The organism is Kitasatospora sp. NPDC048286, from assembly GCF_043201735.1.
Taxonomy (GTDB): domain Bacteria; phylum Actinomycetota; class Actinomycetes; order Streptomycetales; family Streptomycetaceae; genus Kitasatospora.
This window is the reverse complement of the sequence record NZ_JBICZE010000006.1, coordinates 194,641-209,260: the sequence shown is the minus strand read 5'-3', so window position 1 is coordinate 209,260 and position 14,620 is coordinate 194,641. Positions and strand designations below refer to the sequence as shown.

The following is a 14,620-nucleotide window of genomic DNA, read 5'->3' as shown; positions in this document are numbered from 1 at the left end:
CCCGCGCGACCGCGCCGCGCTCCCGGCTCCCCCCACCCGCCGCGTCCTTCGGCGGCGACCCGGCGTCCGGGAATGGGCAGGGCGCGGCCCACGTTCCCATCCACTGGAAACGACTTCCATTTCGGCGCCCGGTCCCGGTCCGACACCCGGGGCCGGACCCCTCAGGCCCCAGGAGGCCCCGATGGCCCGCAGCGAACTGCGCCCGGTGATCAAGCTCCGCTCCACCGCCGGCACCGGCTTCACGTACGTGACCCGCAAGAACCGCCGCAACGACCCGGACCGGATGGTCCTGCGCAAGTACGACCCGGCCGCCGGCCGGCACGTCGACTTCCGCGAGGAGCGCTGACCCCGCACACGCCGAACGGCGCCTCCCCGGGTTCGGGGTGGCGCCGTTCCACGTACTCGGAGGCCGGCGGCCGCCCGGTCACGGACTGTCGGGCGTCCAGCGCTTCTCGACCCGGGCGAGCTTCCAGTACCCGATCGCGATCGCCCAGACGACCACGAACAGCCCGGCGATGGCGTAGCCGACGTTGTCCAGTGAGATGTCCGCGATGAACCCGGTGACCGGGTCGGTCAGGTCGAGCTTCTCGTGCAGCACCCCGACCAGCTCGATGGTGCCGATGATGAAGGCCACCGCGATCGACAGACCGGTGATGGTCAGGTTGTAGTACACCTTCCGCACCGGGTTGGCGAAGGCCCACTGGTACGCGAAGTTCATGAACGTCCCGTCCAGGGTGTCGAACAGGCTCATCCCGGCCGCGAACAGCAGCGGCAGGCAGACGATCGCGTACCACGGCAGCCCGGAGGCCGCACCCGAGCCGGCCATCACCATCAGGGTGACCTCGGTCGCGGTGTCGAAGCCCAGGCCCAGCACCATGCCCACCGGGAACATCTGCCCCGGCCGGGTGATCGAGCGGGTCGCCCGGTTCAGCACCCGGGCCATGAAGCCGCGCGAGTCGAGGTGCGCCTCCAGCTCCTTCTCGTCGAACTGCCCGGCCCGCATCGAGCGGAACACCTTGAGGATGCCGAGCAGCGCCGCCAGGTTGAGCGCGCCGATCAGGTAGAGGAAGGCGCCGGAGGCCGTCGTGCCGACCATGCCCAGCCACTTGTGGGTGGCCGACTCGTCGTCCATCAGCGTGTTCGCCAGCTGCGCGCCGCCCGCCACCAGGGCGGCCATCAGCACCACCATCGAGGAGTGCCCGAGGGCGAACCAGAAGCCCACCGAGACCGGCCGCTTGCCGTCCGCCATCAGCTTGCGGGTGGTGTTGTCGATCACCGCGATGTGGTCGGCGTCGAAGGCGTGCCGCATGCCGAGGGTGTACGCGGTGATACCCAGGCCCACCCCGAAGACCTGGGTGCCGACCGTGTACCGCTCGGGTGCGACCAGGAAGATCAGCGTGCCGAAGGCCACCACGTGCATGGCCACGATCACCGCCATCAGCGCGGCCGTACGGACGGTGTCCTCGCGCCGCCATCTGAAGGTGGGCAGCGCGGCGGGGCCGGGTTCGGTCCCGGCGGAAACGGTTTCGGGCAGGGTCATGCGGATCACGCTCCAGCACCTCGTGGAAAACCTCGTGAGATGCCGTGGCCGGTCTCCTGGCTGACGGGAACACCCGCACCCGCCTTCCCAGGCGCACGAGGCGCCCAGTGGCTTCATGGGTGCGGACGACGCTCCTCCGTGGACGGAGGAGCGGCCCGATCACAGTGGCGAGGGCCGCTCCGGGCTGGGACCCCTGAGGGTCCGTCACCGGTCTTCCCGAGCACCACGGCGGGGAACACCGTAGGGCCCCGCCCCGACCCGTGCAAGGCTGCGCACCTGCGCAGGTGTCCAGGATCACAGGCCCCCGCCTGCGAGAATGTCCGCATGCATCTCGTACCGGAGGACCGCGCGGGCCACCGCACCATCGACGGACACCGGGTCTGCGAGGCCATCGCCGCGATCGGCGAGCCCGCGCACGTCCGGTCCTGGGCCGAGCGGTTCTCCCTGCTCGCGGACCCCGGCCGGCTCGCCCTGCTGCTCGCCCTCCACCGGGCAGGCCCGCTCGCCGTCAGCGATCTCGCGGTCGCCACCGGCATGCGCGACCCGGCCGTCTCCCAGGCCCTGCGGCTGCTCCGCACGGCCGGCGTGGTCACCGGCGACCGGGACGGACGAGTGGTGCGCTACCGGCTCGTGGACGAGGCCATGCGCCCCCTGCTCAACGAGTGCGCCGCCGCCGAGCACCACGAGCCCAGCGCGGCCGCGGGCTGACCCGCACTCGGAACCGCGCCGCGGCCCAACCGGATGAGTACGATCATGGTGTGCCGTCCCACCCCCACGCCTGGCCCGCCGACCGCTGGAACACCCGACCGGTCAGGGCCCGCGTGCTGGCGGTCGCCCGCACCCTCACCTCGGCCACCCGGGTCCTGGACGTCCTCACCCTGCTGAGCCCGGACGGCATCGAGCGCTACTTCACCGTCAACCCCGGCTCCGCCTTCGCCGACCGCGCCCTGGACGAGTACCTGCACGGCCTGTCCGGCTTCACCGTGCTGGACTGGGAGGACGCCGTCCGCCGCCGCTTCGACCTCGCCGTCGCCTGCGCCGTCCACTCCTCCATGCACCGCCTGGACGCCCGCCTCGTCGTCCTCCCGCACGGCGCCGGCTACAACCGCCTGGTCACCGAGTCCACCGGCGACACGGTCAGCGCCGCCGGCCTGTCCCGCAACGAACTCACCCACCACGGACGGGTGTTCGTCGACGTCCTGGGCCTCTCCCACCCCGAGCAGCTGGACCGGCTGCGGGACTCCTGCCCCGAGGCGCTGGACGTCGCCCAGGTCGTCGGCGACCCGTGCTTCGACCGGATGCTCGGCAGCCGGCGCTCCCGCGACGGCTACCGCGCCGCGCTCGGCGCCGTCGGCGGCCGACGGCTCGTCGTCGTCAGCTCCACCTGGAGCGAGCACTCGTTATTCGGCCGCCACCCCGACCTGCCCCAGCGGCTGGTCCGCCGACTGCCCGCCGACGAGTACACGGTGGCCGTCGTCCTGCACCCCAACGTGTGGAGCCGGCACGACCCCGAGGCGCTGCTCGCCGCCGCCTGCCGGATGGGCCTGCGCCTGATCCCGCCCCACCAGGGCTGGCAGGCCGCGCTCGTCGCCGCCGACTGCGTGATCGGCGACCACGGCTCGGTCACCTTCTACGGCGCCGCCCTGGACCACCGCACCCTGCTCGTCACCACCGGCGCCGCCGAACTCGACCCGCGCTCCCCCAGCTACGCCTTCGGCCAGGCCGCGCCCGTCCTCGACCCCGACGGGGACCTCACCGCCCAGCTCGAACTGGCCCTGGCCCGGGACCCGGCCGACCTGAGCGACATCACCGACCGGTCGCTCGCCCACCGCGGCGAGTCCGCCCGCCTGCTGCGCCCGCTGCTCTACTCCTTCCTGAAGGAGCTGGACGAACCCCGGGACGAACCGGCCCTGCCGCCCTACCCCAAGCCCGTCCCGCACCCCGCCACCACCGAGGGGCCCACCGCGTACGACGTCGAGGGCCGGAGCGAGGGCACCGACGTCAGCCTCCGGCGCTACCCCTTCGATCCGGACGACCACACCCCGCGCGGCTTCCACGCCCTCACCGACGACCACCCCGGCGACGCCCTGCGCTACACCGCCGAGGTCCTCGCCCGCACCGAGGTGCACGCCGAACTCCCCGCCGCCCGCTGGCTCGCCGACACCGCCGCCGAACTCCCCGGCCTCGCCGTCGTGGTGGCCGCCCTCGGCCCGGCCCGCCACCTGCTCCGGCTGCGCACCGGCCTGCTGCTGGAGGCCCGCGCCGAACCGGACTGGAACCGCCCCGACCCGGCGATCGACCCGCTGCTGCTCGGCTCCGCCGTGGCCTGCTGGCTCGCCGAGGGCGGCGCCCCGGCCGCCCTCCCCGACCACGGGCTCACCGTCCGCACCGGCGAGCAGCGCACCCGGGTGTCGTTCCGTACCGGTCCCTGAGGCGCGTCTACCCCTGCAGCTCCCGCAGCCGCGCACGGCTGCGCTCGGCCAGTTCCTCGTCGCCCTGCTCCTCGGCGAGGGAGGCGAGCAGGGTGTGGGCCTGCGCCTCCTTCGCGTACTGGCTCCGGTGCCTGGCCCGCCGGGCGCAGTCCTGGGCCTGGGCGAGGGCGAGGTCCAGTTGCCCCAGCGCCCGGTGGGCCCGGGCCCGGACCAGCGGCAGCTTCATCAACATGTCGACGTCCTGCGTCCGCTCGGCCTGATCAGTGGCCCCGGCCAGCACGGTCAGCGCCTCCTCCGCGCGCCCGTCCGCGATCAGCGCCTGCGCCAGGTTGTAGCTCTGGACGATCTCGCCGTGCTCGTCGCCCCGGTTCTCCGCGAGGGCCAGGGTGAACCGCTCCACCGCGTCGCCGGGACGGCCGTCGGCCAGGCAGAGCAGACCGTCCGTCTCGTAGAGCACCCCCAGCACCTGCCGGTCGGCCACCAGCGGCACCTGCTCCGTGGCGAGCGCCAACTGCTCGGCGGCGAGCCGGAATTCCTTCCGCTCGTGGTGGGCCCGGGCCAGCTGGTTGCGCATCCGGACCACGGCGGCGGGCTGGTTGTCCCACTGCGCCGACTCGATGCCGATCCGGTGGGTGGCGATCCAGTCCTGGTAGAGCTTGCGGTCGTGGTACAGCAACCAGAGCGACTCGCAGAGCCGCCACACCTCGCCGTGCCACCCCTGCTCGGCCGCCGACTCCACCACCGCGCGGAAGTTGGCGCGCTCGGCGTACAGCCACTCCAACGCGGCGGTGTCGGAGGGGAAGCGGGGCAGCTCGTCACCGCTCGGGTCCTGGAGGCGGAGCCGTTTCGCGGCCATCGCACGGTCGGCGACCGATGCCCGGCCCCGGTAGTACGCCACGACAGCGGCGAGGAGGACCCCGCGGTCGGGCAGCTCCTGGGTCCGGCCGTAGGCGTGCAGCCGCACCACGTCGTGGGCCCGGTAGCGGTTCTCACCCTCGTCGTCGTCCACCACCTCGTCCAGCAGGTGGACGTCACGCAGTTCCGCGATCGCCCGCTCGGCCCGCTCGACGCCGACCGCGCGCGCCAGTTCGGCGGACACGAAGGGGCCGGGGTGGACGCCGATCAGGTGATAGAGCGCCCGGCCCCGCGCCGAAAGCCGCTCGTAGACCAGGTCGTAGGTCGCGCCGAGATCGCTCCCCTCGTCCTCCAGCATCGCCAGCCCGCCTTCCCGGTCCTGCAGTTCGGCCACCACCCGGCCGACCGGCAGGCTGTCCCGGTCCAGCAGTTGGCTCCCGACCGCGTTCAGCGCGAGCGGCAGCCCGCCGCACAGCTCGACCAGCTCCGCCAGTTCCCCGTCGGTGCCCCGCCCGGAGCCCACCCAGCCTCGCACCAGTTCGGCGCCCGCCGTCGCGCTCAGCGGCCCGAGCCGGCGCACCTCGGCACCGTCCGTCCGCAGCGCGGGCAACCGCCGCCGGCTCGCGACCACCACCAGTCCACTGGACGGGAGCAGCGCGCGGACCTCCGCGGCGTGCTCGACGTTGTCCAGGAAGAACAGGCACCGGCGCTCGGCGGTGGCGGTGCGGAACGCCGTGAACCGCTCGGCCTCCACGACCGGGGGCTCGGCACCGAGGGCGCGCAGGAAGCCGGCCAGCAACTCGGGCAGGTCCACCCCGCCATGGTGCCGGTAGGCCTTCAGGTCGGCGTAAAGGTCCCCGCCCGGGAAGTGCTCCCGGTGGTCCCTGGCAAACTTGGCGATCAGCTCGGTCTTGCCGACCCCGCCGAGGCCGGTGAACACCACGACCCCGAGCCCGTCCTCCTCGACCCGGCCCAAAGCCCGGGTCAGCGCGGCGAGTTCCGGCTCCCGGTTGACGAAGGGACCGCGCGGCGGGCGGATCTGACGTGGCCTCGGCAGCGGCTCCCGATCGTGGAAGTGCACCGATCCGATGGTCTCGGCCTGCACCACGTGGCCGCCCACCGTGGCATCCGACACGGTGTTGGACACCTCGCGCCGCTCCATCCGCCTGCTCCCTCCGACCGGCCGGGCCCCAGCCTACGGGCTGGGCACCCGACCGGAGGGAGCTTCAGGTCACCGGGGGGTGATCTCGCCCATCTCCGCCCAGCCGTCCATGCCGGGGATCTCGGTCGAGACGATCCGCGGCTTGGCGGCCACCGCGTACGACAGCTCCTCCATGGCCTTGGTGAAGTGCGCCGACTCCACGTGTGCCTTGCCCGCGTCGCCGTCGCGGAACGCCTCGACCAGGACGAACTCGTTGGGGTCGTCGACGCTGCGGGACCACTCGAAGAAGAGGTTGCCGGGCTCCTGGCGGGTGGCCTGGGTGAACTCGTCGACCAGGCTCAGCCAGTCGTCGGCGCGCTCCGGGCGGACCGGGAACTTGACCGTAATGAAGATCATGGAGCTTCCTTTCGTTCCACGTTCACACGTGGCCGTACGGACAGGGGCACGCGGCTCGGCGCGCGCGACACCCATCGTCGCAGGTCAGCGGGGCCGCCTACGACACGGGGCGGCACGCTTCACGAGGCAGCACGCGTCCCGGTGCGGCACGCGTCCCGGTGCGGCACGCGTCCCGGCCGGTTCCGCTCACGCCGCCTGGCAGGTCGGGCACCAGAACAGGTTGCGGGCGGCGTGCTCCTCCGTCCGCACGTCGGTGCCGCAGACCAGGCAGGGCATGGCGGCCCGCCGGTAGACGTACACCTCGCCACCGTGGTCGTCCACCCGGGGCGCGCGGCCCATCGCCTCGGGGGTGTGCTCGGGACGGACGGTGTCGATCCGCCCGGCGGTGGCGCCCTCCCGCATCAGGGCGACCAGGTCGGCCCAGACCGCGTCCCACTCCCGGCGGGTGAGCTCGCGCCCGGCCCGGTGCGGGGCGATGCCGTGACGGAACAGCACCTCGGCCCGGTAGACGTTGCCCACTCCGGCCAGCACCTTCTGGTCCATCAGCAGCGCGGCGACGGTCGTGCGGCTGCCCGATATCCGGCGCCAGGCGGCCTCCGGGTCGGCGTCGGCGCGCAGCGGGTCGGGGCCCAGCCGGGCGGCGACGGCGGCCTTCTGCTCCTCGGTGACGAGCGCGCAGGTGTTGGGACCGCGCAGGTCGGCGTAGCCGTCCTCGTTCTCCAGCCGCAGCCGGACCAGCCCGACGGGCTCGGGCGCCGGGCCGGCGCCGAAGGTGAAGCCGCCGTAGAGGCCGAGGTGGACGTGCACCCAGGCGCCCTCCTCGAAGCCGAGGAAGAGGTGCTTGCCGGTGGCCTCCGTCGCGGTGAGCAGCTGCCCGTCGATCACCTTGGCCTCGTCGGCGAACCGGCCCTGAGGGCTGGAGACCCGCACCGAGCGGCCGCCGAAGGCCTTCCGGTTCTCGGTGGCCAGGCGGTGGATGATGTGGCCTTCGGGCACGGGCGTCAGCTCCTCCGGGTGCTGCGACTGGACCCGTCCATCATCGCAGCCGGCTCCGACAGGCCCCGCCGCGCCGCAGGTCAGCGGACCGGGATGCCCATCAGCCGGGCCAGGATGACGCGGTCCAGCTCGGCGGCCGTCCCGGCGACGTCCAGGTAGGAGTTGTCGATGATCGGCAGCCCGGAGTTGTACCAGCCGGCCATCCGCCCGTGGATGCGGGCCACCTCCTCGTCCCCGAGCCGGCGGTTGCCGCTGCGCCGGGCGTTGCGGTGCAGCACCGAGTCCAGGCTGGGCAGCAGCACGACCGGGATCATGCCGGGGCCGATGTGCCGCTTCCAGCCGCCGAGGCCGATCGCCGGGCGGTCCGGGAAGACGGCGTCGTCGATGATGCAGGAGATGCCGTTGGCCAGGTAGTTGCGGCAGGCGAAGCCGCAGGTGCGGCGGGCCAGCCGGTACTGCGCCTCGGAGGCGTTGTTCCAGCCGGACTGCGGGTTGGCGAAGCCGGACTGCACCCACTCGCGGACGTCGTCCAGGCTGATGTGCGCGGTCGGTCCCGGCCGCCGCTCGGCCCAGTGGCGGGCGACGGTGGTCTTGCCGGCTCCGGCCGGTCCGATCAGCAGGACGGCGATCGGACCGGTGGGCGCGTGCTGCTGCGGCGGGTGGGCGGGCAGTTGGACGGGTGCGCCGGACGGCAGCACGAAGTGCCCGGTGCCGCCGGCGGGCACCGGCGCGGTCGGCGCCGGTGCGGCCACGGGGGCCGGAGCCGGGTGGGCGGCGGGCCCGGGAGCGGCGGGGGCCGTGGGCGCCGGGTGGACCGGCGGCGCGGACGGCGGGGAGAGCGGCGCCCCCGACGACGTCCCCCGTGCACCGCCCCCCGGCGGCACCGGCGGAGCGACGGGACGCGGCGGGACCTGCCCGCCTCCGGTGTACTGCGTCACGGCACCTCCCCACACCTCTCAGCGTGGACACTACACGGCGGCCCGGCGGCGGGCACAGTCCGCCGCCGGGCCACCGCCCTTGCCCTCAGCGGGTGGTGAGCCGTTCGGCCAGTGCGCGCAGCGCGAGCTCGTACGAGCCGAGGCCGAATCCGGCGATGGTGCCGGAGGCCACCGCGGCGATCACCGAGGTGTGCCGGAAGGTCTCCCGGGCGTACGGGTTGGAGATGTGCACCTCGATCAGCGGCGCGGTGCGCTGGGCCGCGGCGTCCCGCATCGCGTACGAGTAGTGGGTGAACGCGCCGGGGTTGATCACCACCGGCACCTGCCCGTCGGCGGCCTCGTGCAGCCACTGCACCATCTGCTGCTCGGAGTTGGTCTCGTGGACCTCGACCTCGAAGCCGAACTCCTTGCCCAGCTCGGTGCAGCGCTCGACCAGGCCGGCGTACGAGGTGGCGCCGTAGACGTCCGGCTCGCGGCTGCCCAGCCGGCCCAGGTTGGGGCCGTTGAGGACCATCACCCTGGTCACGCCGAGACCTCCGCGTACGCGGCGACCAGCAGCGACGGGTCGGGGCCCTCCAGCACGGAGGTCTTGCCCAGGCCGTCCAGCACGATGAAGCGGATCAGGTCGCCGCGCGACTTCTTGTCGATCTTCATCGCGTCCAGCAGCTTCGGCCAGGCGTCCGCCCGGTAGCTCAGCGGCAGGCCGACCGAGGCCAGCACGGTGCGGTGCCGGTCCGCCGTCTCGTCGTCCAACCGCCCGGCCAGACGGCCGAGTTCGGCGGCGAAGACCATGCCGATGGAGATCGCCGCGCCGTGCCGCCACTTGTAGCGCTCGTTGCGCTCGATGGCGTGGCCCAGGGTGTGGCCGTAGTTGAGGATCTCCCGGCGCCCGGACTCCTTGAGGTCCCCGGAGACCACGTCGGCCTTGACCTGGACGGCCCGGCGGATCAGCTCGACGGTGTGCGGCCCGGCCGGCGTCTTCGCGCCCTCCGGGTCGGCCTCGATCAGGTCGAGGATCACCGGGTCGGCGATGAAGCCGCACTTGATGACCTCGGCCAGGCCGGAGACGTAGTCGTGCCGGGGCACGGTCTCCAGCGTGGCGAGGTCGGCCAGCACGCCCACCGGCGGGTGGAACGCGCCGACCATGTTCTTGCCCTCGGCGATGTTGATGCCGGTCTTGCCGCCGACCGCCGCGTCGACCATGCCGAGCAGTGTGGTGGGCATCGAGATCCAGCGCACCCCGCGCAGCCAGGTCGCCGCGACGAACCCGGCCAGGTCGGTGGTCGCGCCACCGCCCAGTCCGACGATCACATCGCTGCGGGTGAACCCGGTCTGCCCCAGCACCGACCAGCAGTACGCGGCGACCTCGGCGCTCTTCGCCTCCTCGGCGTTCGGCACCTGCAGCACGATGGCCTCGTAGCCCTCGCCGGCCAGGTCGTCACGGATCGCGTCCGCCGTGGCGGCCAGCGCCTCCGGGTGGATCACCGCCACCCGCTTCGCCCGGGTACCGACCAGCGGCGCCAGCTCACCCAGCAGTTGGTGCCCGATCAGCACCTCGTACGCGTCATGGCCGGCGCCGGCGCCGACGTTGATCCTGACGGTCGTGTCACTCATGGGGGGTCTTCAGCTCCAGTGCTTCCAGTACGGCGTCCGCGACCTGCTCCGGGCTGCGCCCGGCGGTGTCGACGACGGCGGTGGCCACCTCCAGGTAGAGGGGGCGGCGGGCCTCCATCAGCTCGCGCCAGCGGGCCCGCGGGTTGACGGCCAGCAGCGGGCGCGGGGCGTCCAGGCCGACCCGCTTGACCGCGTCGGCGAGCGGGACCTCCAGGAAGGCCACCGGCAGCCCGTGCAGCAGCACGCGGGTGGCCTCGGCCATCACCGCGCCGCCGCCCAGCGCCAGCACCCCGTCGTGTCCCTCGGCGGCCGCGCGCACGGCCTGCGCCTCCAGCGCGCGGAAGTGCGGCTCGCCCTCGTCGACGAAGATCTCCGGGATCGGCTTGCCGGCCGTCGCCTCGATGTCGGCGTCGGTGTCCCGGAAGCCCACGCCCAGGCGCTCGGCCAGCACCCGCCCGACGGTGGACTTGCCGCTGCCGGGCGGGCCGACCAGCACCACCAGGGGTGTGGTCATCGGACGATCAGGTGGTCGAGGTAGCCCTGCACGTTGCGGCGGGTCTCGGAGACGTTGTCGCCGCCGAACTTCTCGCTGACCGCGTCCGCCAGCACCAGCGCGACCATCGCCTCGGCGACGATGCCCGCGGCCGGCACCGCGCAGACGTCCGAGCGCTGGTGGTGCGCCTTGGCCGGCTCGCCGGTGCGCACGTCCAGGGTCTGCAGCGCCCGCGGCACGGTCGCGATCGGCTTCATCGCGGCGCGCACCCGCAGCACCTCGCCGGTGCTCAGGCCGCCCTCGGTGCCGCCGGAGCGGCCGGAGGTGCGCTTGACGCCCTCGGCGGTCGGGACGATCTCGTCGTGCGCCTGGGAGCCCGGAACCCGGGCCAGCTCGAAGCCGTCGCCGACCTCGACGCCCTTGATCGCCTGGATGCCCATCAGCGCGGCGGCCAGCCGCGCGTCCAGCCGGCGGTCCCAGTGCACGTGCGAGCCGAGGCCCACCGGCACGCCGTACGCCAGCACCTCGACCACGCCGCCCAGGGTGTCGCCGTCCTTGTGGGCCTGGTCGATCTCCGCGACCATCGCCTTCGAGGCGTCCTCGTCCAGGCAGCGCACCGGGTCGGCGTCCAGCCGGGCCTCGTCCGAGGGCAGCGGCACCACGCCGGCCGGCGCCTTGGCGGCGGCCAGCTCGACCACGTGGCTGACGATCTCGATCCCGGCCACCTCGCGCAGGTAGGCGCGGGCGACGGCGCCCAGCGCGACCCGGGCGGCCGTCTCACGGGCGCTGGCGCGCTCCAGGATCGGCCGGGCCTCGTCGATCGAGTACTTCTGCATGCCGGCCAGGTCGGCGTGGCCGGGCCGGGGGCGGGTGAGCGCCTCGTTGCGGGCCAGGCCCGCCAGCACCTCGGGGTCGACCGGGTCGGCCGACATGACCTGCTCCCACTTCGGCCACTCGGTGTTGCCGACCATGATCGCGACCGGGCTGCCCATGGTCAGACCGTGCCGGACGCCGCCGAGGAAAGTCACCTCGTCCTGCTCGAACTTCATCCGCGCCCCGCGGCCGTAACCGAGCCGGCGGCGCGCCAGCGCGTCGGCCACCACGTCGGTGGTGACCGGTACACCGGCGGGCAGGCCTTCCAGCGTCGCGACGAGTGCGGGGCCGTGCGACTCCCCCGCCGTCAGCCAGCGCAACGTACCCAACGGAGCTCCTTCATCAGCGGACCGGACCTCGGCACCGCCGGGGCCCGCCCCGGGCGTGCCTTGTCCCTGAATCCTTTCATGCCCCAGCAGCACCCGGCGGCACAGTCCGCGTGACGGACAGCAACCGGCCACCATCCGGCCGGAACGCCCTCCCGGAACCCGCCGACGGTCCGGGCGATCCGCGGGGCCGGCCCCCGGGCTCAGTGACCGGCGAGCGCCTTCTCCCCCGCCGCGCGCATCGCCGCCAGCGGCCCGGGCATCCGCCCGGTGAAGGCCTCGCTCTGCAGCACGGCCTGGTGCACCAGCAGGTCCAGCCCGCCCAGGACGGTCGCCCCGCGCGCGGCGCAGGCCGCCGCCAGGGCCGTCGGCCACGGGTGGTACAGCACGTCGAAGAGTGCGCCCGGCTCGGCGGGCAGCGCCCCGGCGAACGCGTCGGTCGCGCCGACCGGCGTGGTGGAGACGGTGAGCGGCCGGGCCAGCGCCTCGGCGCCGCGCTCCCAGTCGGCGGTGCGGACGGCCACGCCGAGCCGCTCGCCCAGTACCGCCATCTCCCGGGCCCGCTCGGCGCCGCGCACGTAGACCGTCACCTCGCCGGTGCAGATCTGGGCGAGCGCGGCCAGCGCCGAGGAGGCGGTGGCCCCGGCACCCAGGACGGCCGCCTCAGGCACCTCGGTGATCCCGCGCTCGCGCAGCGCGTTGACCAGCCCGGGAACGTCGGTGTTGTCCCCGGTGCGCCGGCCGTCGGCGGTGAACACCACGGTGTTCACCGCGTCCACCGAGCGGGCCGTCGCGCTGACCTCGTCGAGCAGCGGGATGATCGCCCGCTTCAGCGGCATGGTCAGCGACAGCCCGGCCCACTCGGCCTCGTCCAGCGCCGCAACGAACCCGGGCAGCCCGGCCTCGTCGACCTCGAAGCGGTCGTAGCGCCAGCCGTCCAGCCCGAGCGCCGCGAAGGCCGCCCGGTGCAGGTCCGGCGAGAGCGAGTGGGCGATCGGCGAGCCGAGTACGGCCGCCCGGTGCTTGCTGGTCAACGCTGCCTCTCCGCGAACTGTCGTACGGCCGTGGCTACTTCTTGGTGGTGCAGTGGCCGCGCGCCTCGTCGAAGCTCTGCCCGGCCGCCTGGCAGTACTCCTTGACGTTGGCGTAGTGCTCCTTGCTCGTCTCGGCGAACCGGGTCTCGGTCGGGGACATCGCGATGAAGTACAGCCACTTTCCGTCCGCCGGGTGCAGCACCGCGCTGAGCGCTTCGTCGCCGGGGTTGGAGATCGGCCCGGGCGGCAGGCCCGGGTTGATGTAGGTGTTGTACTTGTTGGACGCGTCGTCCATGTCCTTCTTGTCGAGGTCCTTGCGGTTCAACGAGTACTGGAGCGTGGTGTCCATGCCGAGCCGGTGGTTGATCTCGCCGCCGGCGGCCAGCCGGTTCTGGATGGTCTTGGCCATCTTGGCGAAGTCCCCCGGGTTGTTGCCCTCGCGCTGGAGGATGCTCGCCTCGATGAGCACCTCGTAGCCGGTCTTCAGGCCCACCGAGGCGGCCTGGGCGTCCAGGCCCGCGTACTTCTCGGTGGCGTTCTTCACCATCTGCTTGAGCAGGTCCTCGGGCTTCATGCCCTCGGAGACGTTGTAGCGGGTCGGCCAGAGGAAGCCCTCGATGTTGCCGTTCGCGTACGGCGGCAGGCCGAGGTCGTTGACCTGGGCCTTGGCGACGCCCGCCGTGGTGCCCGGCTGCAGCTTCAGCTTGGTGTCGATGAGGGTGTAGATCTCGGTGGAGTTCTTGCCCTCGGGGACGACGATCGCCGCGCCGCCCGCCTGGGCGAGCAGCTCCTTGAGCGCGGCGGCGGCCGGCATCTCCTTCTTCAGCTGGTAGTAGCCGTACTGGACGGTGTTGCACTTGGGCTCGGCCTTGCACGCCTCGCTGTACGCGTCGACGCTCTTGACCACGCCGGCGTTCTTCAGCACCAGGCCGATCTGCCCGGCGACCGCGCCCTTCTTGACCTCGATCTGGACGGAGCCGGTGCCCTCGCCGGTGAAGTCCGGCGCCGGGCCGAAGTGGTTCTGGTAGAAGCCGTAGCCCCACCAACCGGCCCCGCCCATGGCGCCGAGCAGCACCAGGGCGACCAGCAGGCAGGCGCCGCCGTTGCGGCGGCCCGACTTCTTGCCCTTCTCCTTGCGCTTCTTCTGGGCCTCGCGGGAGTCGTCCTGCTCCCCGAGGAAGCCGGCCTCCGCGGCCTCGGCGTGCTCGTCGAGGTAGCCGGCGTCCTCGTGGCGGCCGTCCTCGTGGCCGTCCCACTCGTCCGTGCCGCCCTCGTGCGCGGCGCCGACCGGATCGGCGCCGGCCTCCAGCGCGGCGGCCTCGGCCTCCCAGTCGATCCCGTCCGGGCCGGGGCCGGAGGCCGGCGCGGGCTCCGGGGCCGGCTGCTGCCGGGCCCGACGGCGCGGCGCCTGCGGCTGCTGGGACGGCTGCTGCTGCGGGACCTGTTGCTGGGGCGCCGGCTCCTGCTGGACCTGCTGCTGGGGGACCTGCTGCTGTGGCGCCTGCTGACCGCCGGGGAAGCCCTGCTGCGGGTAGCCCTGCTGCGGCATCTGCTGCTGGGGCTGGGGGGCCTGCTGCTGCGGGTAACCCTGCTGCTGCGGCTGCGCGTACCCCTGCTGGGGGTAGCCCTGCTGCGGCATCTGCTGCGGATAGCCCTGCTGACCGCCCGGGTAGCCCTGCTGCGACATCTGCTGCTGCGGCATCTGCTGCTGGTAGCCCTGCTGCGCCATCATCTGCTGCTGCATCTGCGGCGTCATCTGCTGCTGGGCGTACCCCTGCTGCACGTCCCCGTACGGCTGCTGGACCGGCTGGCCCTGCTGCGGGTACTGCTGCTGCCACTGGCCGTCCTGCTGGCCGGGGACCGGCTGTCGGCCGTCGTACCCGGGATCACCGGGGTGCCACGGCTCGCCCTGGGGGTTGTAGCCCCCACCCAGATCGGTCATCGATCCCCTTAACCGACGG

At 73.5% G+C, this 14,620-nt stretch carries 14 protein-coding genes and 1 riboswitch; of the genes, 3 read left to right on the top strand and 11 right to left on the bottom strand.

All coding sequences use genetic code 11. The features are described from left to right. The first annotated feature begins 181 nt into the window (after positions 1–181). Positions 182–346 carry a 50S ribosomal protein L33 gene (gene rpmG / locus ACGF13_RS16430; protein WP_030056206.1) on the top strand — a complete coding sequence of 55 codons (165 nt, stop codon included), beginning with the start codon at positions 182–184 and terminating at the stop codon, positions 344–346. Positions 347–424: 78 nt separating this feature from the next. Here the strand turns inward: rpmG and ACGF13_RS16425 are convergent, their stop codons facing one another. After that, positions 425–1,540, bottom strand: coding sequence for a HoxN/HupN/NixA family nickel/cobalt transporter (locus ACGF13_RS16425; RefSeq protein WP_392874769.1), 1,116 nt, complete (start codon positions 1,538–1,540; stop codon positions 425–427). A 28-nt stretch (positions 1,541–1,568) separates the two neighbouring features. After that, a riboswitch (cobalamin riboswitch) is annotated at positions 1,569–1,783 on the bottom strand. Between the two features lie 81 nt (positions 1,784–1,864). Here ACGF13_RS16425 and ACGF13_RS16420 point away from each other — a divergent pair. Together ACGF13_RS16420 and ACGF13_RS16415 are read left to right on the top strand one after the other, a co-directional pair. After that, positions 1,865–2,248, top strand: coding sequence for an ArsR/SmtB family transcription factor (locus ACGF13_RS16420; RefSeq protein WP_392874766.1), 384 nt, complete (start codon positions 1,865–1,867; stop codon positions 2,246–2,248). A gap of 50 nt (positions 2,249–2,298) precedes the next feature. Next, positions 2,299–3,972: a hypothetical protein gene (locus tag ACGF13_RS16415; protein WP_392874763.1), complete on the top strand. Its 1,674-nt coding sequence runs from the start codon at positions 2,299–2,301 to the stop codon at positions 3,970–3,972. Between the two features lie 7 nt (positions 3,973–3,979). Here ACGF13_RS16415 and ACGF13_RS16410 read toward each other — a convergent pair whose 3' ends face one another. The 10 genes from ACGF13_RS16410 to mltG all read right to left on the bottom strand — a co-directional run bounded on the left by ACGF13_RS16410 (position 3,980) and on the right by mltG (position 14,601). Further along, complete coding sequence (locus ACGF13_RS16410; protein ID WP_392874760.1) at positions 3,980–5,989, bottom strand: AAA family ATPase; 2,010 nt, start codon at positions 5,987–5,989, stop codon at positions 3,980–3,982. 69 nt (positions 5,990–6,058) lie between these two features. Next, on the bottom strand, positions 6,059–6,385 hold the full coding sequence (locus tag ACGF13_RS16405; RefSeq protein ID WP_392874757.1) for a putative quinol monooxygenase: 327 nt from the start codon (positions 6,383–6,385) through the stop codon (positions 6,059–6,061). A 186-nt stretch (positions 6,386–6,571) separates the two neighbouring features. Further along, complete coding sequence (locus tag ACGF13_RS16400) at positions 6,572–7,381, bottom strand: Fpg/Nei family DNA glycosylase (RefSeq protein ID WP_392874754.1); 810 nt, start codon at positions 7,379–7,381, stop codon at positions 6,572–6,574. Positions 7,382–7,461: 80 nt separating this feature from the next. Next, positions 7,462–8,334: an AAA family ATPase gene (locus ACGF13_RS16395; protein WP_392874751.1), complete on the bottom strand. Its 873-nt coding sequence runs from the start codon at positions 8,332–8,334 to the stop codon at positions 7,462–7,464. 70 nt (positions 8,335–8,404) lie between these two features. Then, positions 8,405–8,833, bottom strand: a complete 429-nt coding sequence (gene aroQ / locus ACGF13_RS16390; protein ID WP_392875774.1) for a type II 3-dehydroquinate dehydratase — start codon at positions 8,831–8,833, stop codon at positions 8,405–8,407. Between the two features lie 8 nt (positions 8,834–8,841). Continuing rightward, the gene (gene aroB / locus ACGF13_RS16385) at positions 8,842–9,933 is read right to left on the bottom strand and encodes a 3-dehydroquinate synthase (RefSeq protein WP_392874748.1); all 1,092 of its coding nucleotides are present in this window, start codon (positions 9,931–9,933) and stop codon (positions 8,842–8,844) included. Further along, positions 9,926–10,447, bottom strand: coding sequence for a shikimate kinase (locus tag ACGF13_RS16380; RefSeq protein WP_392874745.1), 522 nt, complete (start codon positions 10,445–10,447; stop codon positions 9,926–9,928). Before ACGF13_RS16380 ends, aroB begins: the two co-directional genes overlap by 8 nt. Next, a complete protein-coding gene (gene aroC, locus ACGF13_RS16375) occupies positions 10,444–11,628 on the bottom strand; it encodes a chorismate synthase (protein ID WP_392874742.1) in 1,185 nt (394 codons plus the stop codon). Before aroC ends, ACGF13_RS16380 begins: the two co-directional genes overlap by 4 nt. Before the next feature lie 200 nt (positions 11,629–11,828). Next, the gene (locus ACGF13_RS16370; protein WP_392874739.1) at positions 11,829–12,659 is read right to left on the bottom strand and encodes a shikimate dehydrogenase; all 831 of its coding nucleotides are present in this window, start codon (positions 12,657–12,659) and stop codon (positions 11,829–11,831) included. Positions 12,660–12,693: 34 nt separating this feature from the next. After that, on the bottom strand, positions 12,694–14,601 hold the full coding sequence (gene mltG, locus ACGF13_RS16365; RefSeq protein ID WP_392874736.1) for an endolytic transglycosylase MltG: 1,908 nt from the start codon (positions 14,599–14,601) through the stop codon (positions 12,694–12,696). Positions 14,602–14,620: the final 19 nt, after the last annotated feature.

What these genes read in the sequence shown, in the direction of transcription:
- aroB (WP_392874748.1), bottom strand. Translation starts at nt 9,933, where the DNA reads ATGAGTGACACGACCGTCAGGATCAACGTCGGCGCCGGCGCCGGCCAT.
- ACGF13_RS16405 (WP_392874757.1), bottom strand. Translation starts at nt 6,385, where the DNA reads ATGATCTTCATTACGGTCAAGTTCCCGGTCCGCCCGGAGCGCGCCGAC.
- ACGF13_RS16425 (WP_392874769.1), bottom strand. Translation starts at nt 1,540, where the DNA reads ATGACCCTGCCCGAAACCGTTTCCGCCGGGACCGAACCCGGCCCCGCC.
- rpmG (WP_030056206.1), top strand. Translation starts at nt 182, where the DNA reads ATGGCCCGCAGCGAACTGCGCCCGGTGATCAAGCTCCGCTCCACCGCC.
- ACGF13_RS16410 (WP_392874760.1), bottom strand. Translation starts at nt 5,989, where the DNA reads ATGGAGCGGCGCGAGGTGTCCAACACCGTGTCGGATGCCACGGTGGGC.
- ACGF13_RS16420 (WP_392874766.1), top strand. Translation starts at nt 1,865, where the DNA reads ATGCATCTCGTACCGGAGGACCGCGCGGGCCACCGCACCATCGACGGA.
- ACGF13_RS16380 (WP_392874745.1), bottom strand. Translation starts at nt 10,447, where the DNA reads ATGACCACACCCCTGGTGGTGCTGGTCGGCCCGCCCGGCAGCGGCAAG.
- aroQ (WP_392875774.1), bottom strand. Translation starts at nt 8,833, where the DNA reads ATGGTCCTCAACGGCCCCAACCTGGGCCGGCTGGGCAGCCGCGAGCCG.
- mltG (WP_392874736.1), bottom strand. Translation starts at nt 14,601, where the DNA reads ATGACCGATCTGGGTGGGGGCTACAACCCCCAGGGCGAGCCGTGGCAC.